The organism is Allobosea sp. BE125 (genome assembly GCF_031456075.1).
In the GTDB taxonomy this organism is placed as follows: Bacteria; Pseudomonadota; Alphaproteobacteria; order Rhizobiales; family Beijerinckiaceae; genus Allobosea.
The window spans coordinates 162,827-186,819 of record NZ_JAVDTY010000014.1; the positions used below are offsets into that span (position 1 = coordinate 162,827).

A 23,993-nucleotide genomic window follows, 5' to 3' on the forward strand; every position below is an offset into this window, starting at 1 on the left:
GGCCATGATGAACGCCCCTTTGAAGCCCGACGCCTTTCGCGTCGGGATCGGTATCCCGCCATTGCCTGAGCCGATCATCCGCTTCGAGCGGGTCGGCAAGGTCTTCGCCGGCCGTCGCGGCCAAAGCGAGGTCGAAGCGCTCGCGGGCATCGACCTCGATGTGCCCAAGGGCGCGATCGTCGGCGTCATCGGCCGCTCCGGCGCCGGCAAGTCGACCTTGATCCGATTGGTCAACGGGCTGGAGCGCGCCAGCTCCGGCCGCATCCTGATCGAGGGCGAGGATGTCACCGGCCTGAGCGAGGCTGGCTGGCGGGCGCGGCGCCGCACCACCGGCATGATCTTCCAGCATTTCAACCTGCTCTCCTCGCGCACGGTGTTCGACAATGTCGCGCTGCCGCTGGAGATCGCCGGCACGCCCAAGGCGGAGATCACGGCCCAGGTCGAGCGCCTGCTCGATCTCGTCGGCCTCGCCGACAAGCGCGAGCGCTATCCGGCCGAGCTCTCCGGCGGGCAAAAGCAGCGCGTCGGCATCGCCCGTGCGCTTGCGACCGAGCCGAAGGTGCTGCTCTGCGACGAGGCGACCTCGGCGCTCGATCCCGAGACGACGCAATCGATCCTGGCGCTGCTCAAGCAGGTCAACCGCGAACTTGGCGTCACCATCCTGCTGATCACTCACGAGATTCCCGTGATCAAGGAAATCTGCGACCGCGTCGCGGTGATCGAGGGCGGCCGCATCGTCGAGGAGGGCGACACCTTCTCAGTGCTGACGCAGCCCAAGCACCCGACCACGGCGCGTTTCGTCGAGGCGGTGACCGGCGTCGACCTGCCGGCTCATCTCGCCAGCCGCCTTCGCACCCAGCCGCGATCGGGCGACGCCGCGGTGCTGCGCATCACCTTCACCGGCGAGAACGCGACGGCCCCGGTGATCAGCCGGTTGAGCTCGATCATCGGCGTCGACGTCAACATCCTGGCCGGGCGCATCGACGCCATTGCCGGCAAGCCCTTCGGCAGCCTGCTGGTCTCGGTGCCGGCGCGCGAGCCTGAACTCGGCGCCGTGCTCGGCGCGCTGAAGAGCCTTGAACTCAAGGTGGAGGTCATCGGCCATGTCGCCTGACATCATCCGGCTCATCCTCCAGGCCACGGCCGACACCCTGACCATGGTCGCGGTCGCGGCCGGGATCGGCACCTTGCTGGGGTTGCCGCTCGGCGTCTTCCTGGCGACGAGCAAGCGCGGCGAGTTGTTTGCCGCGCCCTTCGCCAACGCGGTGCTCGGCGCGCTCGTCAACGCCACGCGCTCGACGCCCTTCATCATCCTCGTCGTCGCGATCATCCCGTTCACGCGCCTGCTGGCGGGAACCTCGATCGGCACAGCGGCTGCGATCGTGCCATTGACGGTCGCCTCCACGCCCTTCATCGCGCGGTTGATCGAGGGGGCGATCCGCGAGGTCGATCAGGGCCTCGTCGAGGCCGCCCGCTCGATGGGCGCGACGCCGGTCCAGATCGTGCGCAAGGTCTTGGTGCCCGAGGCGCTGCCCGCGATCGTGCTGGGTCTCACGCTCGCCATCGTCAGCCTGCTCGGCTTCTCCGCCATGGTCGGCGCGGTCGGCGGCGGCGGGCTCGGCGATCTCGGCATCCGCTACGGCTATCAGCGCTTCATGCCCGATGTCATGGCCGCCGTCGTCGCCGTCCTGATCGTCCTGGTCCAGACCGTCCAGAGCATCGGCGACCGGCTCGCTCGCCGCCTCAACAAGCGCCTGCGCCACGCCTGAACCGCTTCACCCAACGCAACCCCAGGACCCATATATCTCAGCCCTCATCCTGAGGAGCGCCGCAGGCCCGTCTCGAAGGATGGTCCAGGATGCTCCGCAACCTCTGGAGCATCCTTCGAGACGCCGCTTCGCGGCTCCTCAGGATGAGGGCTGAAATCGAAACGCAAACCTTCATCATCCTCACAGGAACCCATCCCATGTCACTCATCACCCGTCGCGCTGCGCTGGCAGCCTCTGCCGCTCTTGCCCTGACCCTCGCCATGCCGGCGCTCGCCCAGCAGAATCAGGTCGTCCGCATCGGCGCCTCGCCCGGCCCCCATGCCGAGATCCTGGAGAAGCTGAAGCCGCTCGTCGCCAAGCAGGGCATCGAGCTCAAGATCATCGAGTTCTCCGACTATGTCGTGCCGAACCAGGCGCTCGACGCCGGCGAGCTGGAGGCCAACTCCTTCCAGAACCAGCCCTATCTCGACAACCAGGTGAAGGATCGCGGCTACAAGATCGTCAGCGTCGGCCTGACCGTGAACTTCCCGCTCGGCATCTATTCGGCCAAGTACAAGAGCTGGGGCGAGGTGCCCGACGGCGCCACCATCGCCATCCAGAACGATCCGACCAATGGCGGCCGCTCGCTCCTGCTGCTGCAGGACAAGGGCATCATCAAGCTGAAGGACGGCGTCGGCTTCAAGCCGGGCCCGGCCGATATCGTCTCGAACCCGAAGAAGCTGAAGGTCATCGAGATCGAGGCGGCGCAGACCCCGCGTTCGCTGGCCGACGTGGCCGCTGCCGCGATCAACACCAACTATGCCGTCGACGCCAAGATCGAGCCGACCTCGGCGATCCTGCGCGAGGACCCGAAGGGTCCCTACGTCAACCTCATCGCGGTCCGCGCCGCCGACAAGGACAAGCCCTGGGTCAAGACCCTGGTCGACGCCTATCACAGCCCCGAGATCAAGGCCTTCGTCGCCGAGCGCTTCAAGGGCGCGGTGCTCGCCGGCTGGTAACGCTTCCTCCCCACCTGGCCCCGATCGCGGTCAGGCACCTGCCCCGGATGCGTCGCGCATCCGGGGCTTTTTCGTATCGGGGTGAGGCTGTGGCGATTACGCCGCGAGCCCGCCTGCCGGGGCCGCCCCCGAGCGCTTCAGGCCGATGACCTCCAGCTCCGTGATCACCGCGACCGCTGCGGCCTGCGCCAGGACGAAGGCGATGCCGAGCCCGCTTGGCTGGAACCAGCCCGCGACGAGGATCGCGATGCTGTCGGCGACCCAGAGGATGTTGACGCCGATCACGGCGTGGACGGCCAGGCGCGGCAGGGTTTCGCGGCTGCAGAACCAGGCGAGCAATGCCGCACAGGGCAGCAGCACGAGGCCTGCCCCGCGCAGGAAGCTCGCGGGGAACCCGAGCAGGCTGGAAAGCGGACCGGCAGCCGCGGCAAGCAGCAGGCCGGTCGCGGCGCAGGCGGCGGCATCTGCGGCAAGGGCGTTCCGCAGGAAGCGCGAGGATTGGATCATGGACATCGCTCTGGTCTCCTTGGTTGTGGCCGGGGCGGTCTTGAGCCTGGGGCCGTGGTCGATGGAGGCCATGCTGACGGGATCGTGTCGGCGGGTCGATTAAGCGCGAGGTAATTGAAAGCCGGTCGCTCTCGGATAGGTTTGCCGTCATGAACAAGCATCATCAGCCCATGGTCGGCTCGCTCATCCGCGACTGGCGGCAATTGCGACGGCTCAGCCAGCTCGATCTCGCGCTCGAGGCCGAGATCTCGCAGAAGCATCTCAGCTTCCTCGAAAGCGGCCGTTCGCAGCCGAGCCGCGACATTGTCCTGCTGCTGTGCGAGCATCTTGGCGTGCCGCTGCGCGAGCGCAATGCGCTGCTGCTGGCGGCGGGCTATGCGCCGGTCTATCTGGAGCGCTCCCTGGAAGATCCCGGCCTGCAAGCGGCGAAGGCTGCGATCGACCTCGTGCTCAAGGGCCACGAGCCCTATCCGGCGCTGGCGGTGGACCGCCACTGGACGCTGCTCGCCGCCAACGCTGCGGTTGCGCCGCTGCTTGGCCTGATCGCGGATGCCGATCTGCTGCGGCCGCCGGTCAATGTGCTGCGGCTCTCGCTGCATCCGGCGGGGCTCTCCCCGCTCATCGTGAATCTGGGGGAGTGGCGGATGCATCTGCTCGCGCGCCTGCGCCAGCAGATCAGGGCCACGGCCGATCCGGTGCTGGCCGATCTCCTCGCCGAATTGCTGACCTATCCCGCACCCGCCCAGCCCGCTCGCAAGGGCCATGCGCAGGAGCTCGAAGCGGAGCCTGCCATCGTGGTGCCGCTGCAATTGCGGCTGGGCGAGACGGTCTTGTCCCTGATCTCGACCACGACGGTTTTCGGCACACCGGTGGACATCACGCTGTCGGAGCTGGCGCTGGAGACCTTCTTCCCCGCTGACGCTGCGACGGGTGAGGCCTTGCGTGCATTGGCGGCGCAGAGCGCTTCCGCAGAGTTGCTGGGTGTTCCGTAAACAGAGGAAAAAAATTCCGGGGAACCTTCCTCCGGCCCGTTGGTTCCTTTGGCTCAGGCCGCAAGGACGGCGCGATTTTGCAAGAAGGATCAAGATGATGGGCAGCACCGCCGACAAGATCAAGGGCATGGCCAATGAGGCCGCCGGCAACGTCAAGCAGGCCGCCGGCAAGGCGCTGAACAAGCCCGACCTCCAGGTCGAGGGCATTGCGCAGGAGCGCAAGGGCGAGGCTCAGCAGGCGCTCGGCAAGGGCAAGGACGCCGTCAAGAAGGTGATCGACAAGGCCTGACGGATGTCAGAGCCTGATCAGGAACGGGCTGCCGGAAGGCGGCCCGTTTTTTTGTGTGCTTTACCGCTGCCCGTCATTGCGAGCACAGCGAAGCAATCCAGCGGCTGCCGTGCCCTACGAGGCTGGATTGCTTCGCTGCGCTCGCAATGACGTCAGGGTCAAGCCGCGCCGCCGAGCCCGCCCAGGAAGTCCTTCACGCGGCCGAAGAAGCCGGCGGCTTCGGGATGAGTCGAATGCGAGCTCTCGCGCTCGAACTCCAGCAGCAGTTCGCGCTGGCGGGCGGTGAGCTTCTGCGGCGTCTCGATCAACACCTGGATGTAGAGATCGCCGACCTCGCGCGAGCGCAGCACGCTCATGCCCTTGCCCTTGAGGCGGAACTGCTTGCCGGTCTGCGTGCCCTCGGGAATCTTCACCCGGGCCTGCTCGCCGGTCAGCGTCGGCACCTCGATCTCGCCGCCGAGCGCCGCCGAGGTCAGGCCGAGCGGCACGCGGCAGAACAGGTCGGCGCCGTCGCGCTGGAAGATCGCGTGCGGCCTGATCGAGAGGAAGATGTAGAGATCGCCCGCAGGTCCGCCGCGTAGGCCGGCCTCGCCCTCGCCGGCGAGCCGTATGCGGGTACCGTCCTCGACGCCGGCCGGGATGTTGACGGCGAGCGTGCGCTCGCGCGTGACCCGACCCGCGCCCTGGCAGATCTTGCAGGGGTCGTCGATGATCTCGCCGCGGCCATTGCAGGTCGGGCAGGTGCGCTCGACCGAGAAGAAACCCTGATTGGCCCGCACCCGGCCATGGCCGCCGCAGGTCGGGCATTGCCGCGATTTGGAGCCCGGCTTGGCGCCGGAGCCGGAGCAGGCCTCGCAGGCGATCGAAGTCGGCACGCGGATCGAGGCGTTCTTGCCGGTGAAGGCGTCCTCGAGGCCGATCTCGAGATTGTAGCGCAGATCGGCGCCGCGCTCGCGGCCATTGGCTGCGCGCGCGCCGCCGCGTCCGCCGCCCCTGGCATCGCCGAAGAACGAGTCGAAGATGTCCGACATGAAGTCGGAGAAATCGGGATTGCCGCCGCCCCCGCCGCCATTCTCGAAAGCCTGGTGGCCGAAGCGGTCATAGGCCGCGCGCTTCTGCTCGTCGGACAGGACCTGATAGGCCTCGTTCAGCTCCTTGAACTTGGCTTCCGCCCCCTTGTCGCCGGGGTGGCGATCGGGATGGCACTGCATCGCCTGCTTGCGGAAGGAGCTCTTCAGCTCCGCATCGCTTGCGGTCTTGGAAACGCCGAGGATCTCGTAATAGTCGCGCTTGGACATCAAACAGCCGCCCCTTCGCACTCCTCGAAATCATGGCCGGGCTCAGACCCGGCCACCTCCGACAGAAGAGCGATATCTTCCTTCAGGACGCCTTCTGCGAACGCAATGGCCGGGTCAAGCCCGGCCATGTCGCTCAGCGAAAGGAGTCGTGCAATCAGGCGCTCTTCTTCTTGTCGCCCTTGTCGTCGCTGACATCCTTGAAGTCGGCGTCGATGACGTCGTCCTTCTTGGCTTCAGCCGCATGCTCGTCGCCGCCATCGGCCGCCGCGGCGCCCTCCGTCTGGCTCGCCGCATACATGGCCTCGCCCAGCTTCATCGAAGCCTGCATCAGGTCGGTGGTGCGCGCCGAGATGGTCTCGGCGTTGTCTTCCGCCAGGGCCGCCTTCAGCGCGTCGAGCGCGGTCTCGATCGCCGTCTTGTCGGCGGCCGTGACCTTCTCGCCATAGTCCTTCAGCGACTTCTCGGTCGAGTGCACCAGGCTTTCGCCCTGGTTCTTGGCCTCGACCAGCTCGCGGCGCTTCTTGTCCTCGCCGGCATTGGCCTCGGCATCCTTGACCATCTTCTGGATGTCGGCCTCCGACAGGCCGCCAGACGCCTGGATGCGGATCTGCTGCTCCTTGTTGGTGGCCTTGTCCTTCGCCGTCACCGAGACGATGCCGTTGGCGTCGATGTCGAAGGTCACCTCGATCTGCGGCATGCCGCGCGGAGACGGGGGGATGCCCATCAGGTCGAACTGGCCGAGCATCTTGTTGTCGGCCGCCATCTCGCGCTCGCCCTGGAAGACCCGGATCGTCACCGCCTGCTGATTGTCCTCGGCAGTGGAGAAGACCTGGCTCTTCTTGGTCGGGATCGTGGTGTTGCGGTCGATCAGGCGCGTGAACACGCCGCCCAGCGTCTCGATGCCGAGCGAAAGCGGGGTCACGTCGAGCAGGAGCACGTCCTTGACGTCGCCCTGCAGCACGCCGGCCTGGATCGCGGCGCCGATGGCGACGACCTCGTCCGGATTGACGCCCTTATGCGGCTCCTTGCCGAAGAACTGCTTCACGACCTCCTGGACCTTCGGCATGCGGGTCATGCCGCCGACGAGAACGACCTCGTCGATCTGGCCCGCCGAAAGACCGGCATCCTTGAGCGCCTTCTTGCAGGGCTCGATGGTGCGCTGGACGAGATCGTCGACCAGGCTCTCGAACTTGGCGCGCGAGAGCTTGATGGCGAGATGCTTCGGCCCGGAAGCGTCGGCGGTGATGTAGGGCAGGTTGATTTCGGTCTGGGCCGTGGTCGAGAGCTCGATCTTGGCCTTCTCGGCGGCTTCCTTCAGGCGCTGCAGGGCGAGCTTGTCCTTCTTCAGGTCGATGCCCTGCTCGCGCTTGAACTCCTCGGCGAGATATTCGACGAGGCGCATGTCGAAATCCTCGCCGCCGAGGAAGGTGTCGCCATTGGTCGACTTCACCTCGAAGACGCCGTCGCCGATCTCGAGGATCGAGACGTCGAAGGTGCCGCCGCCGAGGTCATAGACCGCGATCGTGCCGGCCGACTTCTTGTCGAGGCCGTAGGCGAGCGCTGCCGCGGTCGGCTCGTTGATGATGCGCAGCACTTCGAGGCCGGCGATGCGGCCGGCATCCTTCGTCGCCTGGCGCTGGGCGTCGTTGAAATAGGCCGGGACCGTGATGACGGCCTGGGTGACCGGCTGGCCGAGATAGGCCTCCGCGGTCTCCTTCATCTTGGTCAGGGTGAAGGCCGAGATCTGCGAGGGCGAATAGTCGGTGCCGTCGGCCTCGACCCAGGCGTCGCCCGCAGCCGCCTTCTTGATCTTGTAGGGGACGAGATGCATGTCCTTCTGCGTCATCGGATCGTCGAAGGTCCGACCGATCAGGCGCTTGATCGCGAAGAAGGTGCGCTCGGGGTTGGTGACAGCCTGGCGCTTGGCCGGCTGGCCGACGAGGCGTTCGCCGTCATCGGTGATGGCCACGATCGACGGCGTGGTGCGCGCACCTTCCGAATTCTCGATGACCTTGGGTGTAGAGCCTTCCATGACCGCGACGCAGGAGTTTGTCGTGCCGAGGTCGATACCAATAACTTTACCCATGGAGGGGATCCCTTTTAAATTGAGCAGATCGCCGGCCCGCGACGCCTGAGCGCCGCCTTCCGGCCCATGGACCGGGCCGCCCCCGCCTGCTGCGGCGAGCGAATCCGGCATTCCACGTCGAACGGTGATGAAACCGCCTCTTGGCGGCGTATATAGTGAGGGTGTTCCCGCCCTTGCAAGACACGAGAGCCGATTAAGAATCTGGCGCCGTCGCTAGGACCGGGTGTGTCGCGACCGGATCATTCCCAGCCGGTGTTGCGCTTGTGTCCTTGCGTACCGGCGCGGCCCCCGTCATTCAAGGCGGAATGCCCAAGCTTTCTTCGGGCTTGCCGAGCCTTCTTTGGACTTGCATGCCTTCGCTCGGTCGAGTCTTCGCCAGGGTTGTGACGTGAACCGACATCTGCGCCTTGCTTCGAGCCTTGTCCTGCTCGCCCTTGCCGGCGGGACGACGCTCGCTTGCGCACAGCCGCTGCAATTGCCCGGCGCCCAGCCGCTGAACCAGGCTGGCGCCCATCAGGCTGCGCCGCCTGCCTCCGGTGGCGCAGCGGCGACGCCGCGTGCCCATGTGATGCCGGCGATCAAGGTTGCGGGCGAGGAGGCGATCATTGGCCGGACGCTCAAGCGCAATGGCGGCTTCGGCGATGCGGTCTTCGAGAAGACCGCGGCGGGCTACGGGCTGAAGCTCAAGGCGGAGGGGTTCCAGGCCAGCAATCTGGTCGAGCCTTGCGCGATCTCGTTCGGCGATGCGCCGGTGCCGCTGACATCGTTGGGAAGACCCGCTGGCGTGCCGCGCTATAAGCTCGAGGCCTCGATCTGCCCGATCGTCTTCGATGTGCTCGACGGCGCTTTCCTCGTGGTCGAACCGACGCAGCCCTGCGTCGTCGAGGCCGCCGCCTGTCGGATCGATCCGCGCGGCCTGTGGGGACCGGATTCGCGCACGCTCGTCTCGCGCGCCAAGGAGATCGAATCCGCGCGTGGCACGGCCGAAAGGGCGGTGCGCGAGGGCTATCGGGTGCTGGGCGCCAAGGGCGATGCGGTCGACCAACGCGCCATTGCGCGCGAGCAGGCGAGCTTCTCCGCCGAGCGCGAGCTGACCTGCCGCGACTTCCAGCGCGAGGGCTCGCTCGGCTTCTGCGGCGCGCGCATGACCGAGGCGCGGGCGGCATCGATCCGGGCGCGCCTCGGCATCACCAGCGAGCCGAAGCCCGCTGCCAAGCCCAAGCCGCGTCCGAAGCCGGTCCCGCTGCCGCTCACGCCGACGCAGTAAGAACGGGATTCACGACACCAGAGCATTTCCGCGTTTCTCCAAATCGCAGAAATGCTCTGGCTCCTTGTTTTAACGCGTTTTCTTCACGCGAACCGGTGTCCACTTCGCTCGAAAACGCTCTGCCCGCGCCGGAATGACGGCAGGGATGCTTGTCAGCAGCGCTTTTCGACCGCAGCCCGCAATGCCCGCGTCGCGGCCTCGACATCGTCGCTCCCGAACATCGCGCCGATCACGGCGACCCCGTCCGCGCCGGCGGCCATCACCGAGGCGGCGTTGCTCGCATTGATGCCGGCGATCGCTCCGACCGGGAGTAAACCCAGCGCCTTGGCGGCCTGCCGCCGCAGTGCAGCGTAGCCGTCGAGGCCGAGCGGGATGTCGGCATCGTCCTTGTGCTGCGTGGCAAAGACCGGGCCGACGCAGGCATAGTCGATGCGCGCCGAGGCGAGGTAAGGCAATTCCGCCGCCTCTCCCAGCGTCGCGCCGATGATCGCGGTCTCGCCGAGCAGGCGGCGGGCGTCGGCAAGCTCCATGTCGTCGGCGCCCAGATGCACGCCGTCCGCGCCGGCCGCCAAAGCGACATCGACGCGGTCGTTGATCAAGAGCGGCACGCCGCTGCCCGCGAGCGCAGCATGGATCGCCCGGGCCTCCCGCACCATCTCGCGCGTCGAGGCCGCCTTGGCGCGGTACTGGATCAGCGTCGCGCCGCCTTTGGCCGCCGCCCGGGCGAGCTCGGCGAGCGAACGGCCCCTGGCGATCTGCGGATCGACCAGGCCGTAGAGCAGGATATCGACGCTCAACCGTCTTCTCCCATCCGCGCCCGCAGCGTGGCCTCGTCGATGCCCGCCAGCGCGTCGATCAGCGCGACAGCGAAGCTGCCGGGCCCATTGCTGCGTTCGGCGGCGATCTCGCCGGCGATGCCATAGGCGGTCAACGCCGCGGCCGCCGCCAGGGCCGGGTTGCTCTCGACCGCGCAAGCTGCCGCGATCAGGGCGCCGGCCGCACAGCCGACGCCGGTGACCTTCGTCATCAGGGGGTGGCCATGCGCGACCGAGAACGCGCCGCGCGCGCCTTCGATGCGGTCGATCTTGCCGGTCGTGACCAGCGTCAGATTGTGCTCGCGAGCGGCCTGGAGCACATCTTCGAGCGCCGCCATCTCGGTCGCGTTGCCGCGCACGACGATGTTGCGCAGGCGCAGCACCTCGCGCGCCACATGCTGGCGCAGGGGCGAGAGCTCGACGAAGACGGGGTCGAAGACCAGCGGCTTGGCCTTGTCGCGCGCCACCTCCAGCAGCTTGGGAATGGCGAGCTCGCTCTCGGCGTTGATCGTGCCGATATTGATCAGGATCGCGCCCGCGCCATCGGCCATCGCCGCGACCTCGTCGACATGGATCGCCATCGAGGGAATGGCCCCGAAGGCGAGCAGCATGTTGGCCGTGATGTTCTGCGCCACCGTGTTGGTCAGGCATTGCACGCGCGGCCGCTGCGCCGTCACGCGCGCCAGCACGGCGGCGACGCGGGCGGCATCAAGATGGTCTTCCGTCATGGTCATACTCATGGTCGTGCTCATTCGGCCGCCGGCAGGTAGAGATTGCTGCCCTTCGCAAGGAATTCCTGCGACTTCGCGGCCATGCCCGCATGCCTTTCCGTTTCGATCTGCGCCGCCGCCTGGTCAAGTGCGATGCGCTCGTTCTCGCCCATGGCGAGGACCTCGGCGCGCAGATCCTGCGTGATTTTCATCGAGCAGAACTTGGGCCCGCACATCGAACAGAAATGCGCGACCTTATGCACGTCCTTCGGCAGGGTTTCGTCGTGATAGGCGCGGGCGGTGTCGGGGTCGAGCGCCAGGTTGAACTGGTCTTCCCAGCGGAAGTCGAAGCGCGCGCGGCTGACCGCGTCGTCGCGGAGCTTGGCCGCCGGATGCCCCTTGGCGAGATCGGCGGCATGAGCCGCGATCCGGTAGGTGATGACGCCGGTCTTGACGTCGTCGCGGTTGGGCAGGCCGAGATGCTCCTTGGGCGTGACATAGCAGAGCATGGCGCAGCCGAACCAGCCGATCATCGCAGCCCCGATCCCCGAGGTGATGTGGTCGTAGCCCGGCGCGATGTCTGTCGTCAGCGGTCCAAGCGTGTAGAAGGGCGCCTCGCCGCATTCGCGCAATTGCTTGTCCATATTCTCCTTGATCTTGTGCATCGGCACATGGCCGGGGCCCTCGATCATCACCTGGCAGCCCTTGTCCCAGGCAACCTTGGTGAGCTCGCCCAGCGTCTCCAGCTCGGCGAACTGGGCACGGTCATTGGCGTCGGCGATCGAGCCCGGACGCAAGCCGTCGCCGAGCGAGAACGAGACGTCATAGCGCCGCATGATCTCGCAGATCTCGTCGAAACGCTCGTAGAGGAAGCTTTCCTTGTGATGCGCCAGGCACCAGCGCGCCATGATCGAGCCGCCGCGCGAGACGATGCCGGTCACCCTGGAAGCCGTCAGCGGCACATAGGGCAGCCTGACGCCGGCATGGATGGTGAAGTAGTCGACGCCCTGCTCGGCCTGCTCGATCAGCGTGTCCTTGAACACCTCCCAGTCGAGCTTGACCGGATCGCCGCCGACCTTCTCCAGCGCCTGGTAGATCGGCACGGTGCCGATCGGGACCGGCGAGTTGCGCAGGATCCAGGAGCGGATGTTGTGGATGTTGCGCCCGGTCGACAGGTCCATGACCGTGTCGGCGCCCCAGCGGATCGCCCAGACCAGCTTCTCGACCTCCTCGGCGGCGCCGGAGGTGACGGCGGAATTGCCGATATTGGCGTTGATCTTGACCAGGAAGTTCCGGCCGATCGCCATCGGCTCGAGTTCCGGATGGTTGATGTTGGCGGGAATGATCGCCCGCCCGCGCGCGATCTCGCTGCGCACGAATTCGGGCGTGACGAATTCCGGTACGCTCGCGCCAAAGCTCTCGCCATCGGCGTGACGCTCTTTCGCGCCCTCCAGCATGGCGACGCGGCCGAGATTCTCGCGATGCGCGACATAGATCATCTCAGGGGTGATGATGCCGGCGCGCGCGAATTCGAACTGCGTCGCCATCTGGCCGGGCTTGGCCGTCAGCACCGGGCGCTCAGCCGGACAGGCGGGCACCAGGTTCTCGGGCGAGATGTTGCCATTGTCGGCGGCGGTGACTTCGCGGCCGGGAACGGTGTCGAAACCGCGCGCGTCGAGCCAGGCGCGGCGTGGCTGCGGCAAGCCCTGGTTCAGATCGATCCTGGCATCGCTCTCGGTGAAGGGCCCCGACGGGTCATAGATGCGCACCGGTAGTTCTGCATCGGTCGAAAGCTGCACCTCGCGGAAGGGCACCCGCATGGTCGGGTCTTCCGGCGGCGCGACATAGATCTTGCGCGAGCCGATGATCGGGCCGGTGGTGACGCCGGTCGGTGCACCAAACTTGGGCGTGGCCTTGACGCTGTTTTTGGCAGACTTGGTGTGAACGTTCATGGGATCTCCTCCTTGGTCCAAGGTTCAGGAGATCCGGCGTCGAAGCGGTCTAGCGCTGTCTGCGGCCGCGATTCTGCGCAAGCCGCGTTCCAGTCCCTCCGCCGGTATGACCCGGATCAGGTTCGATGGGTTCGGCCTGGACGGCCATCTCAGCTCTTGCGAGCACCCCTCGGAACGGCTGGGAAGTTAGGCGCGATGACGCCCGCGCGCAACCGGCAAACAGCGCTCGGCTCGCATGGCGTCATTGCCATCTGTTCATCGCCTCGTTGATAGCGGCGGCGCTTCGGCGCGACGGCGGCAGCGAGAGATCGTGCGGAGCCGACTTCGGAAGCGGCGCATTCCGGTGAGGCGCATTGTTGCGGGTCAGGCGCTCCTGGCGCGCGGCCAGGGCAGCACTCGTCCCGACATGACCATGCGATCACGCCCGCCGTCCTTGGCGGAATAAAGCGCCCGATCAGCTGCTCCAACCAACGAGGCGCGACCTGTCGTTGCATGGGAGTTCGGCCAGATGGTCGCGCCGCCAAGGCTCGCCGTGACGAGCCCGGACGGAGGGTTCGACCCGTGCGGCATCTGGATGTCGCGAAGCGCATCGCAGAACCTCTTACCGACCAGCTCGCAGCCTTCGGCATTCGTATCCGGCAAGAGGAGGGCGAACTCTTCCCCGCCATAGCGCGCGGCCAGATCGCCCGGGCGTCGTGCTTGCGCGGCCAAGACGGCGGCCACAGCACGCAGGCAGCCATCTCCAGCGGGATGTCCGTAACGATCGTTGAATTTCTTGAAATGGTCGATATCGATCATCAGCACGGAAAGGGCGGTGCCCTCTCGCGAGGCCCGCGCCCATTCCTGCTCCAGCCGCTCGTCGAAACATCGGCGATTGGCGAGCCCCGTCAGCCCGTCCAAGGTCGCCAGCGCCGCGAGTTTGTCTTCGAGATCCTTGTGCTCGGTCATATCGCGTGAGATCGCCACGACGCCATCGATCGTGCCGCTATCGGACCTCGTCACGCGCAAGGTCGTCTCGATCCAGATCTCGGTCTTCTCCCGGTGGCGCGTGCGGTAGATGATCCTGGCTTCCTCGACCTCGCCGCGCTTCAGCGCAGCGACGACCTGTTCGACCCGGGGCAAGTCCTCCGGGTTGACGCCGGCCAGAGCCGGCGTTCCGACCAGCTGCGCGGGGTCCCAGCCCAGAACGCTCGCGGAGGAAGGGGAAGCGTAGAGTATGCGCTCGTCGAAATCGATCCGGGTGACCATGTCGCTGGATGCTTCCGCGAGCAGGCGGAAATCGGCCTCCTTGGCGATCAGCGCTGCCGCCATACGCTGACGCTCATAGAGCTGGCGCACGAGATGCAGGCCGATGACGCCAATCACCAATGTCAAAGCCAGCACGAAGGCCATCCGGGCGATGGCGGCCTGGCGCCAGCGCAGCAGAACGTCATCCTGGGCTTCCGTCGCCAGCACCAGGAGCGGATATCGCTCGCTGAACCTGAAGGAACTCAGACGTTGCAGCCCATCCAGCGGTGATTTGAAATAATAGACGCTGGCGGCGGGCCGGGACATCCTGTCCCTGATCAGAGGTGTCGCCGACATGTCTCGTCCGACATAGGTGTCGTTATCGACGCTGCGCGCAAGCAGAATGCCATCGGCGCTCAGCAGCGTGATTGCCCCGTTGGGGCCGATGTCGAACCGGCGATAGAACTGCGAGAAATATCCGGCGTCGATCGTCGCCAGGACCACGCCGGCGAAAGCGCCATCGGGATGATTGAGGCGCCGAGACACCGTGATGATCCACTGACCACCGGTCCGGCTTTGAACGGGTCGGCCCAGATAGATGCGGCGATCGTCCACAGCACGATGATGCTGGAAATAGGCGCGGTCGCTGTTGTTGAGGCCCGCGAAGTCGACTTTCTCCGTGGTGGCCAGCCAGCGGCCCGTTTCGTCGTAGACGAAGAGGCCGCGGATTCGCCCTAGCGTCGGTTTGCGAAGGTCGAGAATACTCTGAACTGTCGCGATTGCGGCGGGACTCGTGCCGTTTGTCTCCAGTCTGCTGGCCAAGCCGAAAAGCGCTGCATCGGCGAGTTCGATGGTGTCCTCCGCGTGCTGTGTCAGCGAGCGCGAGAGATTGATCATGTCGACTTCGGCGTTCTTCAGATCGGCTGCCCGGGTGGCCCATTCGCGCCATCCGCTCAGGGCGAGAATGGCGATGCAGGCCACCGTAACGAATGCCGCGGCCCAGAATGGCAGACGCGGCAGGCTTCCGGCATGCCCATCAATGCGACTCGCCTTCATGGCTGTTTCCTCCGAAGCGGAGCCTCACATCGCGGTCGTAATCCTCACGTCACGGTCTCAATAAAACTTGGCGCCAGTGGGCCTCTCCCGATGCCGCCTCGGCCGGCTGGGCGCCCCGGGGAGTGTCGTTCGCCGGGCTGCATGCCGGCGGCCGGTATCGCTGCGTGGGTGCAGAGCGTCGTGCTCTACGCCATGACGCAGGAGCTCAGGCAGTGATGTCGACGGTCTGGCCCTGGCCGGCCGGAAGGGCGGCCTTCGCCTGGGCTGCACCCTGCTGCAGCAGATCGGCCACAGCCTGCTCGGCATCGGCCTGCTGCTTGACCATCTCGGTCTGGATCGTCTGGCGGGTTGCGGCGGCCTGGCTCGCGGCGAGGCTCTGCGCGATGGCAATCGATGAATCGCTCATGATCGGTCTCCTCTCAGTTAGAGCGCTTTCAAGCGAAGTGGACACCGGTTCGCGTGAAGAAAGCGCGTCAAAACAAAGGGCTAGAGTAATCGAACGACCCGGACGGATCGAAAATTCCTCTAGTGCTGGACTAGGAGAGCTAGACCAGAGTCCTTGCCGCTTCATGAAAGCGATGCGGCGAAAGCGAACCGGCGCGGCGGCGTGCCACCGCGCCGGCATGGGTTCACGGCCCGGTGCGGCCCGCCAGCAGCGGCGTGATCCGTCGCAGCGTCACGCGCCGGTTTTCGCGCGAGGCCTCCTGCGTCGCGACCTTTAGATATTGCTCGCCATAGCCCTGGGTCGTCAGGTTCTCGGCGGGCACGCCGAAGTCGCGGGTCAGGATTTCCGCGACCGATTGGGCGCGGCGGTCCGACAAGGACAGATTGTCGATGTCGGCGCCGACGGCGTCGGTATGGCCCTCGACCAGGAAGACCTCGTTGGGCGAGCTCTGCAGTCCCTGCCGGATCGACTGGGCGATGGTCGCGAGCCGCTGGGCCTGGTCCGGCGCGATAGTCCAGGAGCCTGTCTCGAAGGTCACCGTATTGATATCGACGCTGCGCATCCGCGCCCGCAGATCGGGCGAATAGCGCACCTCGTCAAGCGTGTAGCGGCGCGGGATCGCCGCGATCGGCGGGGCCATGATCGTCTCGTAGATCAGACCCTCATCGGCTCGCTCGGCATCGACGATATAGCGCTCGCGCGGCATCGGCAGGGGTGGCGCTGGCAGTACGACGATCTCATCCGAGAAGCGGTCATTGGGTCGATCGCGGCGGGTGTTGTCGATGATCACGATCTCACGCCCGTCGCGGTCGAGGCGGGCGCGGCGGATCAGCCGGCCATCCTCGTCGGTGACCGTCACCACGCGAGTGCCGTCGGGCCGTTCGAAGACGCTGCGGGTCTCGCCATCGCGACGGTCGACGCGTGGCTGGTAGCCAAGATCACGGAACCGCTCGGTCTCATCGCGGCGGATGATGACGCGGTCGTCGTCGCGAATGATCGTGCGGCCGGGCTCGCGGATGATCGTGACGTCGCCGTCGCGCCGTTCCTCGCGCCGGCTGCGGACATCGTCGAAGCGCTCCGCGCCCTGCGTCGCCATGATGCCGCCGATCACGCCGGCGCCAAGGCCGATCGCGGCGGCGCCGCCAAGCCCGATGCCGCCACGCCGGCCTTGCCGGTCAGGCGCCGGCGGTTGGCCGGGAGCACCAGCGGGGGGCTGGCCTGCTGGCGGCGGCGCAAGAGTCTGTCCGGGCTGGGTCTGTCCGGGCTGCGGCTGGGCGGAAGGCGGCGGGAGAGCTCCCGGGCCGCGCCCGCCTGGAGCCGGGGCTGCCGCTGGCGGAGGCGCCAGAGTCTGTCCGGGCTGGGTTTGCCCCGGCTGCGGCTGGGCGACTGGTGGCGGCAGGGGCGTTCCCGGACCGCGCCCGCTAGGAGCAGGAGCCGTTGGAGCCGTCGCCGGCGGAGGCGTCAGCGGTGCGGCCGCGGGCGGAGGTACGGGCGTCGGACGGGTTGCTGGCGCTTGGCCCGGAGCCGCTGCCGGCGGCGCGGCTTGGGGTTGGCCCGGCGGCAGTGTGGGGCGCGGGACGGCCGGGGCCGTGGGCGCTCCTGGCGTCGCGGGCGCTGCCGCCGGCGGAACCGGAGCAGCACGGGGCGCGGCCGGGGTTGCCGGCGCCGCGTTCGGAGCAGGTGCAGGCTGAGCCGCGGGCGGGGCGCCCGGCGCGCGGCCGGCCGGAGGCGGCGGCGCGACGGGGGCAGGCGCGGGCGTCGGCCGGGCGGCAGGCGGCTGGCCGGGCAAGGGCTGCTGCGGCCGCGCTGCCGGCGGGCGGCCGGGTTCGCCTGGCGCGGGAGCCATGATTGGCGGTACGGGGCGCGGCATGGCCGGCTCGCGGGGCGGCTCGGCGCGCGGAGTGGGCGCGGGTGGAATGGGCGGAACAGGACGTGCCGCGGGTGGCTCGGCCCGAGGCTGGGGCCGGGGCTCCGGCGCAGCGGCCGGCGGAGCCGGAGCGGGACGGGGTGCGGCGGGAGCAGCCGGCGCGGCGTTCGGGGCTGCAGGACTCGGGGCTGCAGGAGCAGCAGGGCGCTGTATCGCCGGCGGTGCGCCGGGCGCGGGGCGGGCCGCGGGCGGGCGCTCGGCTCCCGGCTGTTGTCCTGGCGGCCGGGGCCGGCCCGGCCGGCCGGGCTCTTCCTCGCTGGGAGCGGGGGCGGGCGCTTGCGCCAGCAGCAAGCCATTCTGAGCGGAGGGAGCGGCGAAGCCGCCCTGCGACAAGGTGATCGCAGGCAGCATGGTTCCGATCAGGAGCCAGTTCTTGGTGCGCGTCATGAAATCCGTTTCCGTTTCAGCGACGGGTATCAACGCCTTTGCGCGCTGAACCCCCGATGAAGCGAAAACGGCCAAAATCGGGCAGAGTTCCGTCCCGCCCGGCATTGCCTGGCGGGACGGCGTGATTCAGAGCGCGGCCTGCGCCTTCACATAGCGCGCGATCTCGGCATGGCTGGCGAACCAGACATCGCCCTTCGCCTTGGCGTGCGCGATCAGCTTCTCGAGGATCCAGATGCGCGAGCGATAGGTGATGATATGCGGGTGCATGGTGAGCAGGAACAACCCGCCATCCTCATAGGCGCCGTCGAATTCGCGGCGGAAGATGTCGAACACGGTCTCCGGCGCCGTATAGGGCCGCAAGGCCTGGAAGCGGTTCATGTTGAAATAGACCGCGTCGTCGCGAATCCATTCGACCGGCAACTCGACCATGCCGGTCGCTTCGCCCTTGTCGATCAGTTCGTAGGGGTCGTCATCGGCAAAGAGCGATGAATCGTAGAGCAGGCCGAGTTCGCGCTCGATCGCCAGGGTGACTTCCGAGAAATCCCAGGACGGCGTGCGCATCCCGACCGGCCTGACGCCGGTGACCTTTTCCAGCGTGTCGGCCGAGCGCAGATGCAATTCGCGCTCATTGGCGGGGGGCACGGCGGTGTTGACCTCGTGGATCCAGCCGTGAAGGCCGATCTCATGGCCCTCCGCGATGACGCGGCGCTGTTCGTCCGGGTAAAGCAGCGCGGTCACCGCCGGCACGAAGAAGCTCGCCTGGATGTCCTCCTTCGCCAGCAGGCTCAGGATGCGCGGCATGCCGACGCGATTGCCGTATTGCCCCCAGGAGAGCCGCCCGACCGACTTGCCGCCATCGCGCAGCTCGTTGGTCTCGTGATCGACGTCGAAGGACAGCGCCACCGCGCAGCGCGCGCCGTTGGGCCAGGTCTTCGGCTTCAGATTGCGTCCGGCGCGGACGCGGTTGACCTTGGCGCGCCAGGTCTCTTCAGGCCATTGCCAGGGTTCGAGGGGCAGGTCGGTCATGGCAGGCTCCTTCAGGCGGGGGCGAAAGGCGCGAAATGACAGGCGCTGAGGCGGGCCGCGCCGACCTCGCGCAGCAGCGGCCGCTCCTGGCGGCAGCGCTCCGCCGCGAGCGGACAGCGCAAATGGAAATGGCAGCCCGCCGGCGGCGAGAGCGGCGAGGGCAATTCGCCGGCGATCGGCTTGAACGACGTCGTGACGCCGTCATCGAGCACGAGCTTGGGCACGCTGTCGAGCAGCGCCTGGGTATAGGGATGCTGCGGGGCGGCGTAGACTGCCTGCGTCTCGCCAAGTTCGACGATGCGGCCGAGATACATGATCGCGACGCGGTCGCAGAGATGGCGCACCACGCCGAGATCGTGGCTGATGAACAGCATGGTGAGGTTGAGTTCGCGGCGCAGCTTCAGGAACAGATTGATGATCTGCGCCTGGATCGAGACGTCGAGCGAGGCGACCGGCTCGTCGCAGACCAGCATGTCGGGCTGCATCGCCAGCGCACGCGCGATCGCGATGCGCTGGCGCTGGCCGCCCGAGAACTGGTGCGGGTAGCGCGAAGCGAAGGCTGGATCGAGCCCCACCGTCGTGAGCCATTTGCCGACATAGTCGCGCGCCTGCGCCTTCGTCGTCAGGCCATGCGCGAGCGGGCCTTCCGCAATCGTGTCGCCGACCTGCATGCGCGGATCGAGCGAGGCGTAGGGGTCCTGGAAGATCATCTGGACGCGCGTCGTCGTCTTGCGCCCGCCCGACATCACCGGCTCGCCGGCAACCGAGGTCGCACCCGCGCTCGGCGCCAGGATGCCTGCGACGACGCGGCCGAGCGTGGACTTGCCGCAACCGGATTCCCCGACGAGCCCGAGCGCCTCGCCCTTGGCGACGGTCAGGGAGACGCCGTCGACGGCGTGGGTGATGCGGGTGTCGACCTTCTGGCCAAGCTTGGCCGCGATCCTGTCGCCGAAGGAGACGCGCGGCGCGAACCGGCGCGAGACGTTCTCGATGTTGAGGAAGGCATCGGTCATATCGCGACCTCCAGCCCGAGCGGATGGTGGCAGCGATGCTGGCGCAGGCGTTCCGTCACCAGTTCCGGCATCACCTGGCAGGCGGCGTCGGCGCGCGGACAGCGCGGTGCGAATGCGCAGCCCGGCGGCAGCGAGAGCAGCGAGGGCGTGGAGCCCGGAATCTGCACCAGATCGCGGCCGGGCTCGGCCCGCGCCGGCAGGGAATCCAGCAGCCCGCGCGTATAGGGGTGGCGCGGATTGCGCAGCACGGCGGCCGTCGGGCCGGCCTCGACGATGCGCCCGGCATACATCACCGCGATCTTGTCGGCGAGCGAGGAGACGGTGGCGAGGTCGTGGCTGATCCAGATCAGCGCCATGCCGAGATCGGCGACGAGCGCCTTCATCTCGGCCAGGATCTGCGCCTGGATCGAGACGTCGAGAGCCGTCGTCGGCTCGTCGGCGATCAGCAAGGCAGGGTCGTGCAGCAGCGCGATCGCGATCGCGACGCGCTGGCGCATGCCGCCGGAGAACTCGTGCGGATAGGCGCCCAGGCGGCGCGCGGCGTCGGGAATTCCGACGCGGGTCAGCACGGCGACGCTGCGCGTGCGCGTCGCCTGCTCGCCGGTCACGCCATGGGCTTCCAAGGCCATGCGCATCTGCTCGCCGATGGTGATGACCGGGTTCAGCGTCGTCGCCGGGTCCTGGAAGACCATGGCGATGCGCTTGCCCCGCAACCGCCGCAGTTGCGAGGGGCGCATCGAAACCAGGTCCTGTCCCTCGAAGCGCACGGCGCCCGAGGCGATGCGGCCGGGCGGATCGACCAGGCCCAGCAGCGAGAAGCCGGTGACGCTCTTGCCCGAGCCGGACTCGCCGACGAGGCCCATGACCTCGCCCTTGCTCAGGCGAAAGGAAACGCCGTCGACCGCCTTCACCACCCCGGCGCGGGTGAAGAAATGCGTCGCGAGGTCCTCGACCTCCAGCAGCGGCGCCGTGGCCGCGCCACCGCTCATCGCTTCAGCCTCGGATTGACCTGGTCGCGGATCTGGTCGCCGACGAGGTTGATGGCGACGATGAGCACGATCAGCGCAATGCCGGGATAGATCGAGATCCAGTAGCGGCCAGACAGCATGTACTGGAAACCGTTCGAGATCAGCATGCCGAGCGAGGGTTCGGTGACCGGAAGTCCGACGCCGAGAAAGGACAATGTGGCTTCGAGCGCGATGGCGTTGGCGACCTGCACGGTCGCGATCACGATCAGGGGTGGCAGGCAGTTCGGCAGGATGTGGCGGAAGACGACCTGCCAGCCCGGCAGCGGCGTCGAGAGCGCCGCCTCGATATAGTCCTTGCCGCGTTCGGCCGCCGCTGCGCCATGGGCGGTGCGGGCGAAATAGGCGTATTGGGCGGCGGTGAGCGCGGTGATGAGTTGCGCCTTGCCCTGGCCGAGCAGGGCCGAGAGCACGAGCGCGAGCAGGATCGCGGGAAAGGCGAGCTGCAGGTCGATCACCCGCATGATGAAGGCCTCCCAGCGCCCGCCGACATAGGCCGCGCCCAATCCCAGGCTGACGCCGATTACGAAGGCGCAGGAGCCGGCGATCAAACCCATCTGCAAGGAGATGCGCAGGCCGTAGAGGATGGCCGAGAACAGGTCGCGTCCCTGCGCGTCCGTGCCCAGGATATGGGTGTAGCCGCCCGAACCGACGAAACCCGGCGGCCTGCGCGCATCCATCAGCACGAGATTGGCGAGGTCATAGGGGTCCTGCGGGGCGACGAGCGGGGCGAGCAGTGCGACGCCGATCATCAGCACCACGACGGTGAGTGCGGCGAGCGCGACCCGGCTCTCGCGGAACTCGGCCCAGAAGCGGGCGATCGGGGAGGCGGGCTTCATCAGGCGCGCGCCTTCCGCAGGCGTGGATCGAGCCCGACATAGGCGAGATCGACCAGGAAGTTGATGGTGATGAAGACGCAGGCGACGAGCATGAGATAGGCGACCATCACCGGCCGGTCGAGCGAGGTGATCGAATCGATGATCAGCTTGCCGATGCCGGGCCAGGAGAAGATCGTCTCGGTGACGACGGCGAAAGCCAGCGTCGAGGCGAATTCCAGTCCGAAGACCGTGACGATCGGGATTGCGATCAATCGCAGCACATGCCGGCGCAGCACGGTCCATTCCGAGAGACCGGCGGCGCGGGCGAATTTTACCGTGTCGGTCAGCATCACCTCGCGCGTGCCGGCCCTTGCGAGGCGCGTCATCAAGGCGAGTTTGAAGAAGGCGAGGTTCAGCGCCGGCAGCAAGAGATGGCTGAGCCCGTTCAGCGTCAGGAAGCTCCATTCGATGCCGAAGAGCGAGGCCGTGTCGCCGCGACCGCCGGCCGGCAGCCATTGCAATTCGACCGCGAAGGCGATGATCAGCACGAGGCCGATCCAGAAGGTCGGCACCGAGAAGCCCAGGATCGAGACCGCCATGATGATCTTGGCGGGCAGGCCGTCGGGCCGGTAGCCGGCATAGATGCCTGCGGGAATGCCGATCAGCGCGGCGCCGCAGACGGCCAGCAGCGTCAATTCCAGGGTCGCCGGCAGACGCGACAGGATCAGGTCGAGCACCGGCATGCCGAAGACGAAGGAGCGGCCGAAATCACCATGCAGGATGCGCCCGAGGAAGGTGAAGTACTGCTCCCAGAGTGGTCGGTCGAGCCCATAGCGGGCGATGGTCTCGAGCCTGATGTCCTGGCTGACATCGGGGCCGATCAGCACGTCGATCGGGTTGCCGATGGCGTAGACGCCGACGAAGACCAGCGCCGACATGACCAGCATGACGGCGAGCGCCTGCACCACGCGCTCGATGATGTGGCCTAGCATGGGCGGGCGCCGTGGCGTCGCCTCACGGCCAGTCCTCGACCATCGCCGCGCGGGTCTCCTCGACGCCGACCTGCCACAGGCTCAGCATCTCCTCGTCGGAGCGCTGGTAGCGGCCGTGGAAATTGCCGTCGCCCAGGATCTCGCGCTTCCGGGCCGGATTGGCCGCCTGATAAAGCGCCGCATTGAAGGGCGGTTTCGCAGCATCGGGCAGCGCCACGCCTTCCAGCCGCGTCCAGGGGAAGTTCTCCATCCAGGAGGCATGCGAGGCCGCCGTGTCGATCGCCTTCACCGCTGCCTGAAAACGCGGCCCCGCCCACCAATTGTGCATTCTGACGCTGGCATCGGTCCTCACGCCCATCCACTCCGTGCACAAGGTCATGGCCGGCGAATTGCCGCCATGGCCGTTGACCAGCACGATGCGGCGGAAGCCGGAGCGGTAGAATCCTTCGAGCATGTCCTCCATCACTGCAATATACGTGCTCAGTCGCAGCGAGACGGTGCCGGGATAGGCGGCAAAGCCCGGCGTCATGCCATAGGCGAGCACGGGAAAGACCGGGATGTCGAGCGGCTCCGCCGCATCCTGAGCCACTTTTTCGGAGAGGATCGCGTCGGTCGCCAGGCTCAGATAGGCGTGCTGCTCGACGCTGCCGAGCGGCAGGACGCAGCGGTCGTCCCGCTTGGCTTGCGCCTCGACCTGCATCCAGTTCATCTGTGCGATACGCACGGCCCGTTCCTTGCAGAAAAGTGTGGCAAAATCCGATGGATGGGCCATCCTTGACTCCCGCTTTCAGGAGCGTCAAGTTCCATTTGGAACTAAATCAGGGAGCTGATCATGCGCCGCGCTCCGACCGCTTTGTCGCGTCTCGACCATGAGCGCGAGGCCGCGTTGCGCGACCTTGATCCGCTCACCATCACCAAGCTCTGGGACAATCCCTGCTGGCTGTCCTTCCGGCTGAACTTCATCGCCTTCCGCTTCAACGACCCCGTCTATCGTTGGATCGAGACACGCTATGGCCTGGTGCGGCCCGAATTCGTCGTGCTCTACGCCGTCGGCCTGCGGGACGGCGTGGCCGCCAAAAACATCGTGGCCTCTTCCGGCCTGCCCAAGAACACGCTCTCGCGCGCCATCCAGAAGCTTTTGACCCGCCGCCTGCTCAAGCGCGAGACCGACCGCGACGATCTGCGCAGCTTCGTGCTGCGCCTGACCACGGCCGGGCGCGCCATCTTCGAGGAGACCATGCCGGTGATGGTACAGCAGCAGACCACCATGCTGGAAGGGCTCAGCGAAGCCGAGCAGCGCCAGCTCTGCGAATTGATGGACAAGCTCGTCATCGCCTCGCCGACCTGGCCCAATGATCTCGATAACCAGACATAGCCCGGAGGCATCCGAACCG

The 23,993-nt window shown here is 67.2% G+C and carries 22 protein-coding genes and 1 riboswitch; of the genes, 7 read left to right on the forward strand and 15 right to left on the reverse strand.

The features are described 5' to 3' along the window. The first annotated feature begins 7 nt into the window (after positions 1 to 7). From J2Y55_RS26215 to J2Y55_RS26225, 3 genes are all read left to right on the forward strand, one after another. Positions 8 to 1,114, forward strand: coding sequence for a methionine ABC transporter ATP-binding protein (locus tag J2Y55_RS26215; protein ID WP_310159306.1), 1,107 nt, complete (start codon positions 8 to 10; stop codon positions 1,112 to 1,114). Then, positions 1,104 to 1,769: a methionine ABC transporter permease gene (locus J2Y55_RS26220; RefSeq protein WP_103721224.1), complete on the forward strand. Its 666-nt coding sequence runs from the start codon at positions 1,104 to 1,106 to the stop codon at positions 1,767 to 1,769. Before J2Y55_RS26215 ends, J2Y55_RS26220 begins: the two co-directional genes overlap by 11 nt. A gap of 197 nt (positions 1,770 to 1,966) precedes the next feature. Continuing rightward, positions 1,967 to 2,767 carry a MetQ/NlpA family ABC transporter substrate-binding protein gene (locus J2Y55_RS26225; protein ID WP_310159307.1) on the forward strand — a complete coding sequence of 267 codons (801 nt, stop codon included), beginning with the start codon at positions 1,967 to 1,969 and terminating at the stop codon, positions 2,765 to 2,767. A 96-nt stretch (positions 2,768 to 2,863) separates the two neighbouring features. On the opposite strand, the gene J2Y55_RS26230 is transcribed toward J2Y55_RS26225, so the two are convergent. After that, positions 2,864 to 3,280 (reverse strand): hypothetical protein, encoded by a 417-nt coding sequence (locus tag J2Y55_RS26230; RefSeq protein ID WP_310159310.1) that lies wholly within the window; start codon positions 3,278 to 3,280, stop codon positions 2,864 to 2,866. Between the two features lie 143 nt (positions 3,281 to 3,423). Between J2Y55_RS26230 and J2Y55_RS26235 the strand changes: the two genes are divergently transcribed. Both J2Y55_RS26235 and J2Y55_RS26240 read left to right on the forward strand, forming a co-directional pair. Then, positions 3,424 to 4,266, forward strand: a complete 843-nt coding sequence (locus J2Y55_RS26235) for an MmyB family transcriptional regulator (protein WP_310159311.1) — start codon at positions 3,424 to 3,426, stop codon at positions 4,264 to 4,266. A gap of 97 nt (positions 4,267 to 4,363) precedes the next feature. Next, positions 4,364 to 4,555 carry a CsbD family protein gene (locus tag J2Y55_RS26240; RefSeq protein WP_310159313.1) on the forward strand — a complete coding sequence of 64 codons (192 nt, stop codon included), beginning with the start codon at positions 4,364 to 4,366 and terminating at the stop codon, positions 4,553 to 4,555. Between the two features lie 158 nt (positions 4,556 to 4,713). Here J2Y55_RS26240 and dnaJ read toward each other — a convergent pair whose 3' ends face one another. Together dnaJ and dnaK are read right to left on the reverse strand one after the other, a co-directional pair. Next, positions 4,714 to 5,853 carry a molecular chaperone DnaJ gene (gene dnaJ / locus J2Y55_RS26245; protein WP_310159315.1) on the reverse strand — a complete coding sequence of 380 codons (1,140 nt, stop codon included), beginning with the start codon at positions 5,851 to 5,853 and terminating at the stop codon, positions 4,714 to 4,716. 154 nt (positions 5,854 to 6,007) lie between these two features. Then, the gene (dnaK, locus tag J2Y55_RS26250) at positions 6,008 to 7,939 is read right to left on the reverse strand and encodes a molecular chaperone DnaK (RefSeq protein WP_310159316.1); all 1,932 of its coding nucleotides are present in this window, start codon (positions 7,937 to 7,939) and stop codon (positions 6,008 to 6,010) included. A gap of 388 nt (positions 7,940 to 8,327) precedes the next feature. Here dnaK and J2Y55_RS26255 point away from each other — a divergent pair, with 388 nt between their 5' ends. After that, entirely contained in the window at positions 8,328 to 9,206 is an 879-nt protein-coding gene (locus tag J2Y55_RS26255; RefSeq protein WP_310159317.1) for a hypothetical protein, read from the forward strand. Positions 9,207 to 9,358: 152 nt separating this feature from the next. Here the strand turns inward: J2Y55_RS26255 and thiE are convergent, their stop codons facing one another. The 12 genes from thiE to J2Y55_RS26315 form a co-directional block, all read right to left on the reverse strand. Beyond that, on the reverse strand, positions 9,359 to 10,003 hold the full coding sequence (thiE, locus tag J2Y55_RS26260; protein ID WP_310159319.1) for a thiamine phosphate synthase: 645 nt from the start codon (positions 10,001 to 10,003) through the stop codon (positions 9,359 to 9,361). Continuing rightward, the gene (locus J2Y55_RS26265; RefSeq protein ID WP_310159320.1) at positions 10,000 to 10,761 is read right to left on the reverse strand and encodes a hydroxyethylthiazole kinase; all 762 of its coding nucleotides are present in this window, start codon (positions 10,759 to 10,761) and stop codon (positions 10,000 to 10,002) included. The genes thiE and J2Y55_RS26265 overlap by 4 nt, the downstream gene beginning before the upstream one ends. 8 nt (positions 10,762 to 10,769) lie before the next feature. Then, positions 10,770 to 12,683, reverse strand: coding sequence for a phosphomethylpyrimidine synthase ThiC (gene thiC / locus J2Y55_RS26270; RefSeq protein WP_310159321.1), 1,914 nt, complete (start codon positions 12,681 to 12,683; stop codon positions 10,770 to 10,772). A gap of 75 nt (positions 12,684 to 12,758) precedes the next feature. Beyond that, positions 12,759 to 12,863, reverse strand: a riboswitch (TPP riboswitch). A gap of 183 nt (positions 12,864 to 13,046) precedes the next feature. Further along, positions 13,047 to 14,966, reverse strand: a complete 1,920-nt coding sequence (locus J2Y55_RS26275) for a sensor domain-containing diguanylate cyclase (RefSeq protein ID WP_310159322.1) — start codon at positions 14,964 to 14,966, stop codon at positions 13,047 to 13,049. 205 nt (positions 14,967 to 15,171) lie between these two features. Next, entirely contained in the window at positions 15,172 to 15,372 is a 201-nt protein-coding gene (locus J2Y55_RS26280) for a hypothetical protein (protein ID WP_310159323.1), read from the reverse strand. Positions 15,373 to 15,595: 223 nt separating this feature from the next. Further along, positions 15,596 to 16,522 (reverse strand): OmpA family protein, encoded by a 927-nt coding sequence (locus J2Y55_RS26285; RefSeq protein ID WP_310159324.1) that lies wholly within the window; start codon positions 16,520 to 16,522, stop codon positions 15,596 to 15,598. Positions 16,523 to 17,851: 1,329 nt separating this feature from the next. Further along, positions 17,852 to 18,751 (reverse strand): polysaccharide deacetylase family protein, encoded by a 900-nt coding sequence (locus J2Y55_RS26290; protein ID WP_310159325.1) that lies wholly within the window; start codon positions 18,749 to 18,751, stop codon positions 17,852 to 17,854. Between the two features lie 11 nt (positions 18,752 to 18,762). Next, positions 18,763 to 19,764 (reverse strand): ABC transporter ATP-binding protein, encoded by a 1,002-nt coding sequence (locus J2Y55_RS26295; RefSeq protein WP_310159326.1) that lies wholly within the window; start codon positions 19,762 to 19,764, stop codon positions 18,763 to 18,765. Beyond that, positions 19,761 to 20,753 carry an ABC transporter ATP-binding protein gene (locus J2Y55_RS26300; protein ID WP_310159329.1) on the reverse strand — a complete coding sequence of 331 codons (993 nt, stop codon included), beginning with the start codon at positions 20,751 to 20,753 and terminating at the stop codon, positions 19,761 to 19,763. Before J2Y55_RS26300 ends, J2Y55_RS26295 begins: the two co-directional genes overlap by 4 nt. Continuing rightward, on the reverse strand, positions 20,750 to 21,628 hold the full coding sequence (locus J2Y55_RS26305) for an ABC transporter permease (RefSeq protein WP_310159330.1): 879 nt from the start codon (positions 21,626 to 21,628) through the stop codon (positions 20,750 to 20,752). The genes J2Y55_RS26300 and J2Y55_RS26305 overlap by 4 nt, the downstream gene beginning before the upstream one ends. Next, the gene (locus J2Y55_RS26310; RefSeq protein ID WP_092170915.1) at positions 21,628 to 22,599 is read right to left on the reverse strand and encodes an ABC transporter permease; all 972 of its coding nucleotides are present in this window, start codon (positions 22,597 to 22,599) and stop codon (positions 21,628 to 21,630) included. The genes J2Y55_RS26305 and J2Y55_RS26310 overlap by 1 nt, the downstream gene beginning before the upstream one ends. 22 nt (positions 22,600 to 22,621) lie before the next feature. Then, entirely contained in the window at positions 22,622 to 23,323 is a 702-nt protein-coding gene (locus J2Y55_RS26315; protein ID WP_310159332.1) for a creatininase family protein, read from the reverse strand. Positions 23,324 to 23,431: 108 nt separating this feature from the next. On the opposite strand from J2Y55_RS26315, the gene J2Y55_RS26320 reads away from it, so the two are divergent. Further along, positions 23,432 to 23,974 (forward strand): MarR family winged helix-turn-helix transcriptional regulator, encoded by a 543-nt coding sequence (locus tag J2Y55_RS26320; RefSeq protein ID WP_310159333.1) that lies wholly within the window; start codon positions 23,432 to 23,434, stop codon positions 23,972 to 23,974. Positions 23,975 to 23,993 lie beyond the last annotated feature (19 nt).